At 59.1% G+C, this 16,617-nt stretch carries 14 protein-coding genes; 12 read left to right on the top strand and 2 right to left on the bottom strand.

Annotated features, from left to right (window positions below; translation table 11 throughout):
* Positions 1-102: 102 nt before the first annotated feature.
* Both BN32_RS21605 and BN32_RS21600 read right to left on the bottom strand, forming a co-directional pair.
* On the bottom strand, positions 103-879 hold the full coding sequence (locus tag BN32_RS21605; protein WP_019195927.1) for an SDR family oxidoreductase: 777 nt from the start codon (positions 877-879) through the stop codon (positions 103-105).
* A 21-nt stretch (positions 880-900) separates the two neighbouring features.
* Positions 901-1,602 carry a GntR family transcriptional regulator gene (locus BN32_RS21600; RefSeq protein ID WP_019195928.1) on the bottom strand — a complete coding sequence of 234 codons (702 nt, stop codon included), beginning with the start codon at positions 1,600-1,602 and terminating at the stop codon, positions 901-903.
* Between the two features lie 180 nt (positions 1,603-1,782).
* Between BN32_RS21600 and BN32_RS21595 the strand changes: the two genes are divergently transcribed.
* The 12 genes from BN32_RS21595 (at position 1,783) to BN32_RS21540 (ending at position 16,610) form a co-directional block, all read left to right on the top strand.
* Positions 1,783-3,039 carry an ABC transporter substrate-binding protein gene (locus tag BN32_RS21595; RefSeq protein WP_019195929.1) on the top strand — a complete coding sequence of 419 codons (1,257 nt, stop codon included), beginning with the start codon at positions 1,783-1,785 and terminating at the stop codon, positions 3,037-3,039.
* Positions 3,040-3,143: 104 nt separating this feature from the next.
* The gene (locus BN32_RS21590) at positions 3,144-4,022 is read left to right on the top strand and encodes a branched-chain amino acid ABC transporter permease (RefSeq protein ID WP_019195930.1); all 879 of its coding nucleotides are present in this window, start codon (positions 3,144-3,146) and stop codon (positions 4,020-4,022) included.
* Between the two features lie 11 nt (positions 4,023-4,033).
* The gene (locus BN32_RS21585; RefSeq protein ID WP_019195931.1) at positions 4,034-6,553 is read left to right on the top strand and encodes a branched-chain amino acid ABC transporter ATP-binding protein/permease; all 2,520 of its coding nucleotides are present in this window, start codon (positions 4,034-4,036) and stop codon (positions 6,551-6,553) included.
* Positions 6,554-6,571: 18 nt separating this feature from the next.
* Positions 6,572-7,510, top strand: a complete 939-nt coding sequence (locus BN32_RS21580; protein WP_019195932.1) for a 3-hydroxyacyl-CoA dehydrogenase — start codon at positions 6,572-6,574, stop codon at positions 7,508-7,510.
* A 28-nt stretch (positions 7,511-7,538) separates the two neighbouring features.
* The gene (gene kce / locus BN32_RS21575; RefSeq protein ID WP_019195933.1) at positions 7,539-8,462 is read left to right on the top strand and encodes a 3,5-dioxohexanoate:acetyl-CoA acetone transferase; all 924 of its coding nucleotides are present in this window, start codon (positions 7,539-7,541) and stop codon (positions 8,460-8,462) included.
* A gap of 444 nt (positions 8,463-8,906) precedes the next feature.
* Complete coding sequence (locus tag BN32_RS21570; RefSeq protein ID WP_019195934.1) at positions 8,907-10,208, top strand: calcium-binding protein; 1,302 nt, start codon at positions 8,907-8,909, stop codon at positions 10,206-10,208.
* 81 nt (positions 10,209-10,289) lie between these two features.
* Positions 10,290-12,053, top strand: coding sequence for a type I secretion system permease/ATPase (locus tag BN32_RS21565; protein ID WP_040427182.1), 1,764 nt, complete (start codon positions 10,290-10,292; stop codon positions 12,051-12,053).
* Positions 12,050-13,420 (top strand): HlyD family type I secretion periplasmic adaptor subunit, encoded by a 1,371-nt coding sequence (locus BN32_RS21560; RefSeq protein WP_040427180.1) that lies wholly within the window; start codon positions 12,050-12,052, stop codon positions 13,418-13,420. The genes BN32_RS21565 and BN32_RS21560 overlap by 4 nt, the downstream gene beginning before the upstream one ends.
* Before the next feature lie 45 nt (positions 13,421-13,465).
* Positions 13,466-14,662: a helix-turn-helix transcriptional regulator gene (locus BN32_RS21555; RefSeq protein WP_152343805.1), complete on the top strand. Its 1,197-nt coding sequence runs from the start codon at positions 13,466-13,468 to the stop codon at positions 14,660-14,662.
* A 189-nt stretch (positions 14,663-14,851) separates the two neighbouring features.
* Positions 14,852-15,757, top strand: coding sequence for a M23 family metallopeptidase (locus tag BN32_RS21550; RefSeq protein ID WP_244438260.1), 906 nt, complete (start codon positions 14,852-14,854; stop codon positions 15,755-15,757).
* 149 nt (positions 15,758-15,906) lie between these two features.
* Positions 15,907-16,257 (top strand): helix-turn-helix domain-containing protein, encoded by a 351-nt coding sequence (locus tag BN32_RS21545; RefSeq protein WP_019195939.1) that lies wholly within the window; start codon positions 15,907-15,909, stop codon positions 16,255-16,257.
* A gap of 158 nt (positions 16,258-16,415) precedes the next feature.
* Positions 16,416-16,610, top strand: a complete 195-nt coding sequence (locus BN32_RS21540) for a nitrate reductase (RefSeq protein WP_152343806.1) — start codon at positions 16,416-16,418, stop codon at positions 16,608-16,610.
* The last annotated feature ends 7 nt before the right edge of the window (positions 16,611-16,617 follow it).

The raw sequence follows: 16,617 nt of genomic DNA, 5'->3' as shown, positions 1-16,617 counted from the left end.
AAAGAGAGCATAGATCGGGCAGCCGTACAGTGCTGCCTTCGAAGCTCCTTTAACGGCGCATGGCGAAACCCTCCGTCTGCCGCTCAAGTGTGAGCTGTCGCCTCAGCCGAGCATTTGTGTATCGCCGCAGATCGAGATCGCCTGACCTGAAATGGTCCGCCCTTTTGGACTGCACATGAAGACGATCTGGTCGGCGATCTGCTCCGGCGTGACATAGTCCTTGATCGATGTGTAGGAGAACGCGGTTTTCTCCATCTCTGCGAACGAGATGCCGCGTTGCTGTGCTTTAGATTCAAGCACGCGCCGCTGCCTGTCACCTGCGACAAGGCCGGGCAGGATTGCGTTGACGCGGATGTTGTCCGGCCCGAGTTCAATGGATAGCGATTTCGTGAATCCGATCACGCCCCATTTGGCGGCGGCGTAAGGCGTGCGCATGGCAAAGCCGAGACGGCCGGCCGCAGATGAAATGTTAACGATCGAAGCGTTCTTGCTCTCACGCAGCAGCGGCACCGCCAGCCGCGCGCAGTTGAATTGCCCGGTGAGACAAATTTCCAGGCAGCGGTCCCAGTCCTCGGGATTCATGTCCTCGACCTTCGCGGTCGGCCCGGCGATACCTGCATTGTTGACCAGCACATCGAGCCCGGCGAGAGTCATGGTCGCTTCGGCGAACAGCGCTTTCACGGCAGTGCGATCGGAAACGTCGCAGATCGTTTGCGTCAATGCCGGATCGCTCGTTTTCAGTGCTTTGAGTGCCTCTATGTCCACATCGCAGATGTGAACCTTGGCGCCTTCGCCGGCGAAAGCCCGCGCAATGGCGAGCCCAATTCCGTTGGCGCCAGCCGTTACCAGCACGCGCAACCCTTTGATGTCGAGATTCATGCCATCCTCAGACGATGATAATTATTGTTCAGCGAGGCCGCCGCGGGAAAGAATGACCTCCGCCGCGTTGGCAATGTCCGCAGCAATTCCCTCCCGAGCGCCGGCTTCGTCGCCAGCCCTGATGGCAGCGAGCACCCTGGCGTGGAAGCGCACGGCATCGCCCTTCGCCAGCCGCTCGGGGTTGGCGCGCAAATCGAGATTGATCACCGGGCCCGCTTTGAGCCAAAGCGCGCGAATAATTTCCACCAGCGTGGCTGAGTGAGCGGCCTCATACACCGCGAAGTGGAACGCTTTGTTGAGTTCGACCGCGCGGGGCAAGTCGGGCTTGGTGGCGCGGCTCTCAGAGCGCATCGCGGCTTCCGCGCGTGCGATCGTTTTGAGATCGCCATCGCTGCGATTTTTGGCGGCTGTCGCGGCGACGTGACCTTCGATCGCGATACGTGCTTGTGTCAGATCGCGAAATTGTGCCGCGGTCATCAATCGCACGCGAACGGCTCGGTTCGGCGTGACTTCGAGCGCACCGTCGGCGACCAGCCGGGAGACGGCCTCGCGCACCGGCATAATTGAGACCCCAAGCACCTCGGCTGCCTGACGGAGCGAGATCTTCTCGCCAGGCGCCATCCGGCCGGAGATCAGCAAATCTGAAAGTTGCGCGTAAGCACGCCCGCCCAGTGTCTGCCGGTCGAGCGGCTCAACCAGGTCAAGCGCGGCGGGGCGGTTCATGGCCGTTGATCCTGCGGGATGCATAAAAAGCGAAACAAGGGACTCGACAACGTTGTTTTCCTTTGCCAGTCTAAGTGTGATCACAGATCACGGCAAGCGATATAAGCGCCCCCAGCAAACGCGCAGCGCCTGGCCGGAAATAAATGCCGCGAAATGCGGTCGTCACAGGGAGGATGGCTTATGTCGACCAAGGATAAATTCACGCGACGTAGTTTGCTGAAGACCGCAGGCGGTCTGGCGCTGGTGTCTGGAATTTCCGCGCCGTCGATTTTGCGGGCGCAATCGGCCGACGTCATTCGCATCGGTCACCTGACGCCGCGCACCGGCTTTCTCGGTCCACTCGGAGAGTACGCCGTGATGGCGGTCGATCTCGCAGTCGAGGAAATCAACGCGGCGGGCGGCATGATGGGCCGCAAGGTCGAGGTGCTGAAGGAAGATTCCGTCAATCCGCAGACCGCCTCCACCAAGGCCGAGCGGATGATCGAGCGCGACAAGGTCGCCTGCATCATCGGCGAGATTTCGTCAGCCTCGTGCCTCACCATCGCGCAGGTGGCGTCGCGCAACAAGACACTGTTCATCAACACCGGCGGCAACTCCGATGCTCTGCGTGGCAAGGACTGCCAGCGCTACATGTTCCACGTCGAGTCGCAGAACTCGATGTATGTGAAGACGGTCGGTCGCTCGTTCCTTCAGGAAGGGCTGGTCAAGGGCAAGAAGTGGTATTCGCTGACGGCGGACTATGCCTTCGGTCACGACCTGCTGCGGGTCGCCAAGCGATTCATGGAAGGCAATGGCGGTCAGTTCGCCGGTGACGATCTGGTGCCGACCGATGCCACGGATTTCTCGGCGTATCTGCTCAAGATCCGCGATTCCAAGCCGGACCTCGTGGTCATCAATCTCGCTGGCAACCAGATCACCAACTTCCTCAAGCAGTATGCCGAGTTCGGCCTGACCTATCCGGTCGGCGGCTTTGGTTTCGACACCGCGCTAGCATGGGCGGCAGGCAAGGGAAATTTTGTCGGCACATGGCCGGTGGTGTGGCATCACCTCATCGACACGCCCGGCACCAAGGCGTTCGTCGGCGCCTTCACCAAGAAGTACAACAAGCCGCCGGAGAATCAGGCCTGGGGCGACTACATCGCCACCAAGATCGTTGCACAGGCTGTCAACGACCTGAAGTCAGCGGAGTCGCCGAAGATCATCGAGCACTTCGAGAAGGGCGCGAAGTTCGACCTGCTAAAGACACGGCCGGGTTATTTCCGTGCCTCGGATCATCAACTCATGCATGAGATGTATGCAGTGAAAGCGCTGCCTGCGGCTCAAATCAAGAACCAGTGGGACATCTTCTCGTCGAGCGGTCCCGTACCCGGTCCGAACGAAGACCTCGAAGTCATCGCGGCTACTAAAGAAGAGAACAGTTGTACGTTCCCCTCATAAGGCCGACTTGATGCGATCCTCCATGGCATTCGGAGGGTCGCACATTTCCTTTTGTTCATCGGCACACGTGTGGCGCGTGGCCCATAGATCGCGGGGCGACGACAATGTCCGGAATACTGCTTGCGCAGCAAATTCTCAACGGATTGCTCGACGGCGTCTACTATCTGCTAATCGCACTTGGTCTCTCGCTCATCTTTTCGCTTGGCGGCATCGTCAATCTCGCGCACGGAGCCTTCTTTGCGATCGGTGCCTATCTTACGCTGGTGATCTCGCCCTATCTCGGGTTCAGCGGCGCACTGGTTCTGTCGCCGGTCGCAGTCGCGCTGCTTGGCGTGGTGATCGAGCGGCTGCTTTTCACGCGCTTCTACCGCTCCGACCCCATTCTCTCGCTGCTTCTGACATTCGGGCTCGCGATGGTGGCAGAGCAAGCGCTGCGGATGATATTCGGTGCGCCGCCGTTATCCTATTCGATTCCGCAGGATCTGCGCGGACAGGTTGCCATCGGCTCCTTTATCTACTCCTTCTATCGCGTCGTGCTGCTCGGCATAGCCACAGCCTGCGTTGCCGGGCTGTGGTTCCTGCTGCGAATGACAGCGTTCGGCCGTGTGGTGCGTGCTGGGGTGCAGAACCCGGACATGGTGGGCGCGCTTGGGATCTCCCTGCAGCCCTATATGTCCGCCGTCGCAGCGCTGGGTATTGGCCTTGCCGGGCTGGCGGGGGTGCTGCTCGCGCCGATCTATGCGGTTCATCCGGCGATGGGCAATGAGATCATCACGCCGGCCTTCGTCGTGGTGGTGATCGGTGGACTCGGATCGTTCTGGGGCGTCGTTGTCGCTGCACTATTGGTCGGCTTGGTGAAAGGTGTGATGGTCGGCATCGGCTATTCCGCTGCATCCACCGCCGCGATCTACCTTCTCATGCTTCTGGTGCTTGTGTTCAGACCGCGCGGGCTGTTCGGTGAGCGCATCACCCGCTTCGAGTGAGGTCGTTCGCCATGCTCAAGCGCATCCCCGTTCAGTTGATCGTTGCCGCCATCGGCCTAATTGTTTTGCCATGGGCGTTGATTGCGTCCGGCCTGACCATGACATCAGCGACAGAAGTCGTCGTATTCGGCATCGCCTGTATGGCGCTCAATATTCTCGTTGGCCACACCGGATTGGTATCCTTCGGTCACGGCGCCTGGTTCGGACTTGCGGCCTACGCCGCAGGCCTGCTTCAGCGTAACCTGATGCCGGACTCATTCTTTGGCCCCGCGATCGGAGCGATCATTATCATTGTGGTGGTCGCCATTCCGTTTGGCTTCCTTATCCTGCGGCGGCGCGGTGTGTACTTTTCGCTGTTGACGCTTGCGCTTGCAGCGATGCTCTATTCGGTGTCGTTTCGCTGGACGGACGTAACCGGCGGGGAGAACGGCCTCGGAGGCATCGTCCGCCCAAGGACTCTAGGCCTCAATCTGGATTCGTCGGTCACGTATTACTGGTTTGTCGCGGCGATCGCCTTCGCGGTGCTTGTGCTGTTGTGGCGCTTCCATAACTCGACCGTCGGTACGGTGCTGGTGGCGATTCGCGAAAACGAGCAACGCGCGAGGTTCCTCGGCTATCCGACCAACCGCTACAAGCTCGCAGCCTTCACGCTCTCGGCCGCACTGACCGGACTTGCCGGCATCTTGCTGCTGTACAAGAACCGCATGACATCGGCCGATCCAATCTCCGTGGCGTTCTCGGGCGAACTGCTCGCAATGGTCGTGATCGGAGGTATGCGCAGTTTCCTCGGCCCTGCACTTGGCGCGCTGTTCTTCATTCTCTTTCGCGAGTTCTTCGGCATTTATACCGAGAACTGGCTACTCTGGTTTGGCCTTGTCTTCGTCGGCTTCATCGTGTTCTCGCCGACTGGCCTGGTCGGTGTTGGGGAACGTCTACTCGCGCCGTTCCGCAAGAAGGTGACTGAGGATGCCGCGATGTCGGCTCGCAGGATCGAGGCGTTGCCACTCCCGGAATTCTTGCGGCCAAAGACCGCCATCGAAGGTCCGGTGCTCGCTGCCCGCGACATGGTCAAGAGTTTCGGTGGCATCAAGGCGGTGCAGGGCGTCGATATCTCCATCGCAGACAAGACGCTGCACGCGCTTATCGGTCCCAACGGCGCGGGCAAGACAACGGCATTCAACCTTCTGTCAGGGATGTTTCCGCCGGATGAGGGTGAAGCGGCGTTGATGGGTAAGCCCATCGCGGGTCATTCTCCGGAAGAGATCGCAGAAGCAGGCATTGGCCGCTCATTCCAGATTACCAATCTATTTCCGGAGCTGAGCGTCGGCGAAAACATTCGTCTCGCGGTGCAGGCCCGGCATCCGCGCCGGTTTGATCCATTCACCAATGCGCTGTCGATCGACGCGATCAATCGCGAGACCGGTGAGGTCATCCGCTATCTCGGTCTTGCGGGCATCGAGAAGGCTGAAGCGGGCGCGCTATCCTACGGCGGCCAGCGGTTGCTGGACATGGGTGTTGCGCTTGCCACCGCGCCGCGCGTGTTGCTGCTCGATGAACCGCTTGCCGGACTTGCCGCCGCCGAGCGCGAGCGGATCGGTGCTATCATCAAGCGCATCTCGTCGGATCTGCCGGTCCTGCTGGTGGAGCATGATATCGACCGGGTGTTTGCGCTCGCCGACCACGTCACTGTGATGAACGAGGGGCGTGTGCTGCTCGACGGCACCGTCGCGGATGCGCGCAGCAGCAGGAAGGTTCAGGAAATCTACATCGGCTCGGGCGCCGCCGCCGTGGCTGCGAAACCGCGCGAGACCTCAGCCAAGACGAGCGCTCTGCTTACCGTGGACGGGGTCGATACGTTTTACGGAAAGAGTCACATTCTTAACGGCGTCAACTTCACGCTGCACAACAACGAGATCATCGCGCTATTGGGCCGCAATGGCGCTGGCAAATCGACGTTACTGAAAACGTTGGTTGGCATCGCGCCTGCTGCGGGTGGATCAATCCGTCTGGCCGACGCTGAGTTGGTCGGGCGCGCGTCCGCTGAGTGCGCACGTCTCGGCGTCGGTTATGTGCCTCAGGGCCGCGGTCTGTTCGCCGGCATGAGCGTCGAACACAATCTCGAACTAGGTGGATTGAAGCGGCAGACCGGCAACGGCGTGCATTGGACCCGAGAACGCGTTTACGAATATTTCCCGCGCATCCGCGAGCGGCTCGACAGTCCAGCGGATTATCTTTCTGGCGGCGAACAGCAGATGGTAGCGGTGGCGCGCGCGTTGTCCGGTGATGTGCGAGTGCTGCTGCTCGACGAACCGTTCGAGGGACTTGCTCCCGCCATCGTCGAGCAGCTGTTCGAAGCGTTCGACCGGCTGCGCAAGGAGGTGGCGATCATCATCGTCGACCATCATCTTGATCTCGCACTGGCCTTGTCGGATACGACGGTAGCGCTGGAGCGTGGACGCATCATTCATGAGGGACCGTCGAAAGCGTTGCGCGACGATCTCGATCTGCGACGTAAGGTGCTCTGGCTATGAGGGCGAAAGACAAGAAACATGTCCAATAAGAGAAACGTTGCCATCGTAGGTGTTGGCCTGATCGGACGAGCATGGGCGGCAATATTTGCCCGCGCCGGCTGGAGCGTGCGGCTGACTGATTCACACGCGCCCACATTAGGCGCGGCGCCCGGGCTGATCTACGACGAACTGCGCGCGCTTAACCGTCACGGCCTAGCCGATGATCCTGAAGGTGCGATGTCGCGCATTTCGGTGGCATCGGGTCTTGCGGACGCGCTGAAGGACGCGGAGTTCGTCCAGGAGAATGGTCCCGAAAAGGTCGAGGACAAGATCGCACTGTTCGCCGAGCTTGATCGCCTAGCCGCACCGGACACTCTGTTGGTATCGTCGACATCGGCCATCGTGGCTTCGCGTTTCACGGAAAGTCTCACGGGCCGTGCGCGATGCCTTGTCGGCCATCCGGTCAATCCACCGCACCTGGTGCCGCTGGTTGAACTTTGCGGTGCGCCTTGGACATCCCAAGAAGCGATATCGCGTGCTCGGAGGATTTATCACGCCATTGGACAAGTGCCGGTCACCGTCAACAAGGAGATCAACGGCTTCGTTCTAAACCGCTTGCAAGGCGCGCTTCTCGCGGAAGCCTTCCGGTTAGTGGGGGAGGGCTATATGTCGGCCGAAGATCTCGACCACACCGTCAAGGACGGCCTTGGATTGCGATGGTCGTTTCTTGGGCCGTTCGAAACCATCGAATTGAACGCGCCCGGCGGCATTCCGGATTACTGCGCGCGTTACACCGGATTCTACAAGGAACTGGCAGCCGAGTCAGCCGGGCCGGAGGTTTACAACAGCCCGAACGTCGACCGCGTTATTGCCGCGTGGCCGCATCAGCCAACGCCAAAGCGGATCGGGGGGTTGACAAGCCAGCGGAACGAACGTTTGGCGGCGCTGGTCGCGCACAAGACGAAACAAATCAACTGATATTCACTCAAGAGAAAGAGACCAGACGATGAGCCGTAAAGTCATCATCACCTGCGCCGTGACCGGCGCGATCCATACGCCGTCGATGTCCAAGGCGCTGCCGGTGACTCCGCAGGAAATCGCCGATGCGGCCATCGGCGCCGCGGAGGCAGGCGCTGCCATCGTCCATCTTCATGCGCGCAATCCGAAAACCGGCCAGCCCGACCAGAGCCCCGAAGCGTTTGCGCCATTCCTCAAGGTCATCAAGCAGCGCTCCAATGCCGTGGTCAATCTCACGACCGGCGGATCGCCAACCATGACAGTCGATGAGCGGGTTCGCCCGGCGGAATTCTACAAGCCGGAGGTCGCATCGCTGAACATGGGGTCGATGAACTTCGCATTCTTTGGCATGCTCAACCGCTTCAAGAACTTCGAGCACGAGTGGGAGCGCAAGCATGTTGAGAACAAGGACATCGTGTTCCGCAACACGTTCCAGGATATCGAGTATGTGCTGAGCAAGCTTTCGGGAAGCGGCACGCGATTCGAGTTCGAGTGCTACGACACTGCGCATCTCTATAACCTGAAGTACTTCCTGGATCAGGGATTGGTGAAAGCTCCGCTGTTTGTGCAGACGGTGTTCGGATTGCAGGGCGGGACAGGCGCGCACCCGGAGGACGTGCTGCACATGAAGCGCACTGCCGACCGGCTGTTCGGTGATCAGTACGTTTGGTCGGTACTGGGTGCCGGTCGAAATCAGTTGCCGATCGCGGCGATGGCGGCAGCGATGGGTGGAAATATTCGGGTTGGGCTGGAGGATTCACTGTGGGCTGCGCCGGGCCGTATGGCGGAGTCCAATGCTGAGCAGGTTCGCCTCGCGCGCAAGATTATCGAGGGTCTCGGGCTTGATATCGCATCGCCTGACGAAGCCCGCGAAATCCTTCATCTCAAGGGTGGCGATACGCTTCAAGTCTAATTGTGGACAGCTGCCTGGATGTCCCGTGTCATTGGGAAGTGTGGAAGGGTGATGACCGATGAAGATGTCGGGACATCATGGGCAGCTTCTTTCTGCCCAGCGCCATCTTGTTCGCCAGGTTTGGACAAGAGAAATTCCCGGATTTAGACGTGCACAGACTTCGCGTAACGACGCACTGTGAATGTTCGTTCCTGTGGATGGATTGGAATTAGCTAAGCACCGGCCCAAAGCTGTTGTCAGGGCCGGTGGTTCGAGGGGTGCGAGCGTACGGAACGCTACTGCATTTTTGTCACCAAATGGGGATTGCCGCACCGCCCCCCACTAATCCACGTTTGCTCCATCGAACTCTATCAGTGGTGATGGAGTCGAGCCAAATCCACGGCGTCCATAACGGGCCGGGAGCGGCCCCGCTTTGTGAACGTCCATGCACAGGGAGCGGATATCATGGCACTTATCAACGGAACGCCGGGCGACGACGTGTTACCTGGCACAGCATTGGACGATGAGATCAACGGTCTGGCGGGAAATGACACGATAACTGGCTTGGCAGGCAACGATCTCGTCAACGGCGGTGCGGGCGACGATAATATCGACGGCGGCACCGGCAACGATACATTGAACGGAAATGCCGGCATCGACTCGATTCTGGGCGGAGACGGAGACGATATCGTCAACGGCGGCGCGGGCAATGATAACCTGTCCGGCGATGCGGGAAATGACACGGTGCATGGCAACGCCGGTAATGACACGATCGATGGCGGTACTGGTGACGACCAGTTATTTGGTGACGCCGGCGATGACAGCATTCATGGCGGCGACGGTGTTGATGCGATCCACGGCGGCGCCGGAAACGATACTCTCTGGGGCGACGCCGGAAACGACACTCTGAGCGGCGACGCTGGAAACGACATCCTGAATGGTGGCGATGGCGACGATACGCTGAGCGGCGGCCTCGGCGAGGATACGCTGAACGGTGATGCAGGCAATGACACCTTGAACGGCGGTCAGGGCAACGACACGCTCGATGGTGGTGCTGGCGACGACATCATGAATGGCGGCGCCGCCAACGATACGATGAGTGGTGGCGACGGTGTAGATACGATGCACGGCGATGCCGGAGCTGACGTCATGGATGGCGGCGCGGGTGACGACGTCATGTTCGGCGACGGCGGCGACGATACCCTGACCGGCGGAGCCGGCGCAGACACGATGTCCGGTGGCGACGGTGACGACGACCTCAGTGGCGGCGACGGCAATGACACCGTAAACGGCGATGCTGGAGACGACACCCTCGCTGGTGGCAACGGCGTAGATACGCTGAACGGTGGTGACGGCGCCGATTCGCTCGCTGGAGGTGCCGGCAACGATACCTTGAATGGCGAAGCCGGTGATGACGAACTGAACGGCGGCAACGGCAGCGACACTCTCAACGGCGGCGTTGGTAGCGACGTGCAAACTGGCGGGGCCGGAACCGATACCCACAATTTCGGTGACGGTACTACCACGAACTTCGGTGACGACGAAGTCACTGATCTGAGCTTTGCTGACGGCGATGTGGTGAACGTCGATGCAGATCCGGCATTTGATCCGACCACTATCGTAGTCGATGACGACGGTACCAACACAGTGCTCGATTTCGGATTCGGTACCATCCAGCTCGACGGTGTGACGGGTGGCGGAACGCCATTCGCCTCGATACAGGACATCAACGATGCAGCTGGATACGATGCAGTCGTGATTACATAATAACTATTGTTCAATGGGGCGGCCGTCAGGTCGCTCCATTGGTTTTTCGCACTACTCTGTCAGTGATCGTATCGACCAGTCATGTATTCGAGTATCCCAGCGTCCAGTAAGAGATCGCTGCTTGGATTGATTCCGGGACGGTTTGCATTTGTGTGGATCGTAACCTTCAGTGTGTCGATCAATTTGCTGCTGCTCGTTATCCCGTTCTACTCCATCGAGGTATTCGATCGGGTCATTGGTAGCGGCAGCATTGAAACTCTGGTTGGCCTTACGGTTATTGCCGTATGTGCTCTCGTTTTCAGCGCGATGTTCGATACGCTCCGAGGCAGGCTTCTAAGCCGCTTCGCAGTCGGATTTGAGCGCAGCATCGCACCCATCGTGCTCGAAAGCACGATTGTGGACCCTGCCAGACGCGGCGACGGTAGGACGCACGATCTCGTCAGGGTCCGCGAGTTAAGAACTTTTCTGTCGAGTGGAACGGTTGCGACGCTGATCGATGCCCCATTCCTCCCGCTGTTCATTCTAATTCTCTTTTTTCTCCACCTTTGGTACGGCGTCATCGCCCTGATCGGAACTGGAATTCTGCTGGTCATGGGCATCGTCGGCCGCTGGGTCGCACGTACGGAACTTGCGCAAGCGTCGCAGTCTGCGTTGCGAACACAGGCCGTGCTGGATGGCATCGTCCGGCATGCCAGCCTCGTGCGGGCGATGGGTTGGACCCGAGGGGCGGTCCGGGAGTTCATGCGTCTGAATGACGAAGCTCTCTCGCCGGTTGTTCGGGCGAGCGAGCGCGTCGCCGCAATCGCGTCCGCGGCGCGCATGATAAGAACAATTTTGCAGATCGGAGCCATTGGGGTCGGTGCATGGCTCGTGCTTCAAAATGAAGTGTTGGCGGGTAGCCTGATCGCGAGTTCGATCCTCATTGCTCGCACGCTGCAACCCATGGAGAGCTTGATTTCGGCGTGGCGTGCACTCACATCCGCGCACGAGGCCTGGGCGCAAGTGCGCGCGACGGTAGCGCCGGTTCTTGAACGAAAGAGAAGGACGTTGCTTCCGCGACCCTCGGGAGAAATCGACATTCATCAAGTGACGTACCGGGTACCCACGGTGAAGCGCCCGATCCTCGCGGGTATAACGTTTCGGTGTCGGCGCTCGGAGATCGTTGTTGTGATAGGCCCGACAGGAGCAGGGAAGTCGACCCTGCTACGCATGCTCGCGGCGCTTGAGTCGCCGAGCAGCGGCACAATTCGACTGGACCGTTCGACTCTCGATAATTGGGATCCAGACCAGCTTGGACAGTTCGTCGGCTATCTTCCGCAAGACGTTCAGCTTCTCGGCGGAACGGTCGCAGAGGCGATCGCTGGTTTTGATGACGCCGCCCGCGACGAGGATATCATTGCCGCTGCCACGCTCGCGCAGGCGCACGATATGATTTTGTCACTGCCGCACGGTTATCAGACCGAAATAGGCCGCGACGGCAACAAGCTTTCCGGCGGACAGCGCCAGCGTATCGGTCTGGCGCGTGCGTTCTTCGGCGACCGCAGGTTGATCTTGCTGGATGAGCCTAATGCCAATCTCGATCCCGACGGGGAAGAGGCGCTGTGTTACGCTGTCCAGCAAGCCAAGGCGCGCGGCGCCACACTTGTAATTGTGACACATCGACCCCGCCTCCTGACTATTGCTGATGCAGTACTCCTTTTGAGGGATGGAATTCAACTGGCGTTCGGTCCGCCGTCCGGCGTGCTGCCGATCAGTGTCCCCGGATCTACGCCAATGCAGCCCCCGCGTACACTCCCGCGCGAAATGGAACTTCAAAAGCTGCCGACGAGGGAGGCGATTCGATGACGCAAGCTCATCACAGTCGGGCCGTCGCATTATTGCCGCCTGGTGCGGAGGCGCATCAATCGCTGGTAGGTGGAGAGCGACCGCGATCCGATATGAGACGAATCATCGCCTGGGGGTGTGTGCTGCTCGTCGTGCAGTTCTGCGGCTTCGGTGTATGGGCGACCACAGTTCCGCTTCGCAGCGCTGTTATTGCGCCCGGTGTCATAAAGGTACATTCGAAGCGCAAGGCCGTGCAACATCTTGAAGGTGGAATCATCAAGTCGATTCTCGTCAGGGAGAACGATCACGTCAAAACGGGCCAACTCATCGCGCGGCTCGATACAGCACAGATTGAGGCAAGCCTCGGCTCGCTTGAGACGAAGCTTTTTTCTGATCTTGCAGTGGAAGCGCGTCTTGCTGCGGAACAAATCCGAGCCAAGTCAATTTCTTTCCCCGACGAACTTCAAACGAATGCGACACGTCCGGCAGCACGCATAGCCATCGAGAGTCAGGAAGCGGAATTCCTTGCCCGGCAAACGGCTCTCGATGGTGAGCGGAAACTGATAGATCAGCAGATGCTACAATTGACAGACACCATCAGAGGTCTGGAGGGCAACACCAAGGGTGTTGAACAACAACTTGCATACCTGAATGAGGAGATTGCGGATACGAGTTTCCTGCTGGAGAAGGGCCTTGCGCGCAAACCCCGTGTGCTGGCGCTTAAACGGGCAGAGGCGGAGGCCAGCGCGCAAATTACGCGCAACGCGGCTACCATCGCTGAAAGCCGGGGAAAGATCGCAGAGCTTGAAGATCGGCGACTTCAGTTGAATTTCAATCAAAACCAAGACATCGCCAAACAGCGGCATGCTCTGAGCGAGGAAATCGGCGACCTCAGACATCGAATTGCCGCGTTGCGGAGCCAGCTTGCGCGGTCTGAACTGCGCGCGCCCGAGAGCGGAAAGATCGTCGGCCTTAATAGCAGGGATCTGAGTGCAGTGCTTGCGCCCCGGGAAACTCTTCTGGAAATCGTTCCCATGGAAGACCGGCTTGTCATAGAAGCGACAGTGAAGCCGACAGACCGAGAAGAGGTCTATCCGGGACAATCCGCGCGAGTGCGCGTTCACGCGCTCAATACCCGTCGCAGACCATTACTCGATGGAAAAGTCGTGGCAGTTGCGGCCGATGCTTTGGTCGATGCAAAGAGCGGCGTCGCGTCCTACATGACGGAAGTTGAACTGGACCACAAAACAGAGAGTGCTCCCTATCTGTCATCGTTGTTGCCGGGTATGCCCGTCGAGGTATTCGTCGAGACGGGAGAAAGAACCTTTGCGGAGTATTTGCTGCAGCCGATGAAACTGCGGATACATCGCGCGTTCAGGGAGAGTTAACGGCCAGCATGAAGCTGGCCGCGATCAGTGCCGAGGGAGACGCAGGTGTACGAGAACAGCAAAGCACTGCCCTCCCGAGGGAGCCGTTTTGCCCGCGTCGAACGCGCGCAATCTCTCCACAATGTGGAACATCTCTCGATACAGTTGCCGCCGTGGCCCAGCCGGGAGAAAGCGGCGCGGCGTGTTGTGATGGAGCAATTTGGGCGCGCTGTCACGGAATTGTTGGATTGCCCAAGTTGTTATGTGGCCACCATGTCGCGTGCGGGCGCGACGATAGAAGAGGCGAGAGTTGGGCGCGTGACAATCGATCCGTCCTGCGCAACGACGGTTGCTCGAATTGCGCGCAACGCATCCGATATCGATAATACCTTTCTCGATCCTGTCAGTGCACGCACCGCTTTCGTGCGGAAGTTGATTGGATCGGAACCAGGGGCGAGAAGTCACTCCGTCATAGGACGGTTTGCTGCCGGGGACGGGGTAACGGTGGTGTTTGTTGCTGGATGGCGGCGGGCACCGCTTCTTCCAGCGGAGATTCCTTGCCTTGCACGCGCCGTGCGCACGATGTGGGAGACCGCCAATGCCCTTGCGCAGCCGCCGCGCTGGCATTCCGACCTCCAAACATGGTTGGAAGAGCTTATTTATCCTGCCATCGTTGTGGACGAGGATTTACGCGTTCACGAAGTCAACAGTAGCGGACGGAATCTCCTTGCTCAGCGCAAGCTCCTGACAGTGGAGCGCGGCATGCTTGCGGGGTTGAGCACTTCGGTAACGGAAGACTTGAAGGAGGCGTTGCGCGAGATGCTAGCGTCTCACGGGGGCCAAGGATGGCTGAACACGACAGTGCCACTCTCCACCGATCGTCAGCAGTTTGCCTTTGCCAGAATGGGCGCGGTGCCCGCGCACTACGATGCGGGGAAAGTTCTGGTGATCGTGCCGCAATTCGATGAAGTGTCGGGTGCTAAACGGATAGCGTCGGCATTTAGCTTGAACTGGGCCGAGGAGAGGATTATCGCCCGCATACTGCAGGGGCAGTGCCCGCGCCACATCGGTGCAGACCTCGGACTGACCGAAGCAACGGTTAGAACCTATACCAAGCGGATTATGCTCAAGTTGGGAATCAACCGGCAGTCCGAATTTTTCTTGCTCTATCATCTCACATTGTCGCCATTTGGTGCGGGCAGGCGCGAAAAGGCCGTGGGTCGAGGCATATCGGCCCCCCGACTGGGCGAGAGGACTCATTAGAGCATACTGGCATCGAAGATATGGGATGCCGGCTGTGGAGCGATAGCAGGCACGTGATCAAACTGATGGGCAGGCGGTTCCTACATGCAGAGGAGTACAACATGGTCGATCTTCCGCGAAGTCTGCGTCATTACCGGCTCGATGCTTGCGCTTATCCCCAGCGTTGTTGCCGAGAACGTCCGATTGAAGATGCCCCTGGCCTGCGATCCGGGCCGTACCTGCAATATCCAGAACTACGTCGATATCGATTCCTCGTCGGCTGAAAAGGATTACAAATGCGGAACGCTGACCTATGACGGCCACAACGGCACCGATTTTCGCTTGCGCTCGCTGGACGCGCAGCGGGCTGGTGTCAATGTCCTGGCTTCTGCGAGCGGTCGTGTGGTTCGTACCCGCGACGGTGTCCCGGATGGCTCTTTTCTCAAATCGGCGCCTGAAGCGGTCCGCGACATTGAATGCGGCAATGGCGTCATCATAGAGCATCCTGACCATTGGGAAACGCAATATTGCCACATGGCCAAAGGCAGCCTGCAGGTCAAGCCCGGCGATCTGGTGAAAGCCGGGCAGCCTCTCGGGCAGGTCGGCCTTTCGGGACTCACCGAGTATCCCCATCTCCATTTCACCGTCAGGCATCAGGGCAGAATTGCCGATCCCTTCGCATACGGCAGGCCATCGGGCACTTGTGATGGCGGCGAGTCTCTCTGGGACCCTTCGCTTCGCGAGCAATTGGCGTATCAAGAGCGAGCGGTCCTGAATGCTGGCTTCACAAGCAGTCCCGTCACGATGGATATTATCGAAGACGGCAACGCGGAGAAAAAGCTACCTGCGATCGACTCGCCGGCTATCGTTGCCTTCATTCGGGCGATAGGTCTTAAGGCAGGCGATACACAACGGCTCGCGGTGACAAATCCCGTCGGGAACGTCTTAGCGGAAAACCGCGCTGTTCCCCTCGATAAGAACAAGGCGCAAGTCATGCTGTTTGCCGGCAGAAAGCGTCCTGTGGGTGGTTGGGATCAGGGTGTCTACAAAGCGACATATGTTGTTGAGCGCGATGGCAAAGTCGTTTTGAAGAAGGAATTTGAACTATCGTTCTAGCCAAGGGGTTATCGGTGTGGCGCGGATGACGATTCCGAACCCCTCCATCGTATTTGCGGTGCCCTCGTATTTGCGGTCCCCGTGACCATCGCGAACTTCGGCTTGAGTTTGGCTCTGGTTCGCGAAACGCAGCCGCTTCCCGCACCTTCGTGCACAAATTTCTGCATGCGGTCGAAGTGCACCTGCGCGATCACTGGACCATCGCGCGATATGCCGCAGAGGCTGGCGTCACGGCAGACCGATTGAACGCCACCGTCCGCAGGGCGACGGGGCGGTCGCCGCTATCTATCATCCACGAGCGCCTCATCGCGGAAGCCGACACGCTGCTCGACGATTCCGGTTTGAAGATCGCCGAGGTCGCGGAGACGCTCGGTTTCCACGATCCGGCTTACTTCAGCCGCTTCTACAAGCGGGAGACAGGTCGGTCGCCAAACAAACAACGTCTCGATGCCACCGCACGATCGGACGGACAGGCTCGATCTTTCGCCGTATGGCCTTGAAGCTCTGCTGCAATGCGCCGAGCTGGAATTATTGGTTCAACTTTTACCTGACGTCAGTTGGTCAAAATCCGTGACCTTTAAAGCTGACCTTTGGTCTTGCTGGCTTCATATGCCTCGGATAGTCTTCGACTAACTTTGGATATGCCAAAGGCGCGATGATGGACAGGGTTTCGAGCGAAACTGAGGTCAGAGATCATTCCGCGCTCCCGCGCACCCGGCGCGACGAATTCATCGTGTTCTTCATCATCGCAGCCTTGATATGGCCCGTTGTCGCCGTCGGCGTGGTCGGCGGCTATGGCTTCCTGGTCTGGATGTTACAGTTGGTATTGGGACCACCGGGTCCGCCAAACTGAGGAGCAG

The sequence above is a fragment of the Afipia birgiae 34632 genome (assembly GCF_000308295.2).
Lineage (GTDB): Bacteria > Pseudomonadota > Alphaproteobacteria > Rhizobiales > Xanthobacteraceae > Afipia > Afipia birgiae.
This window is presented reverse-complemented; position numbering and strand designations above follow the sequence as displayed.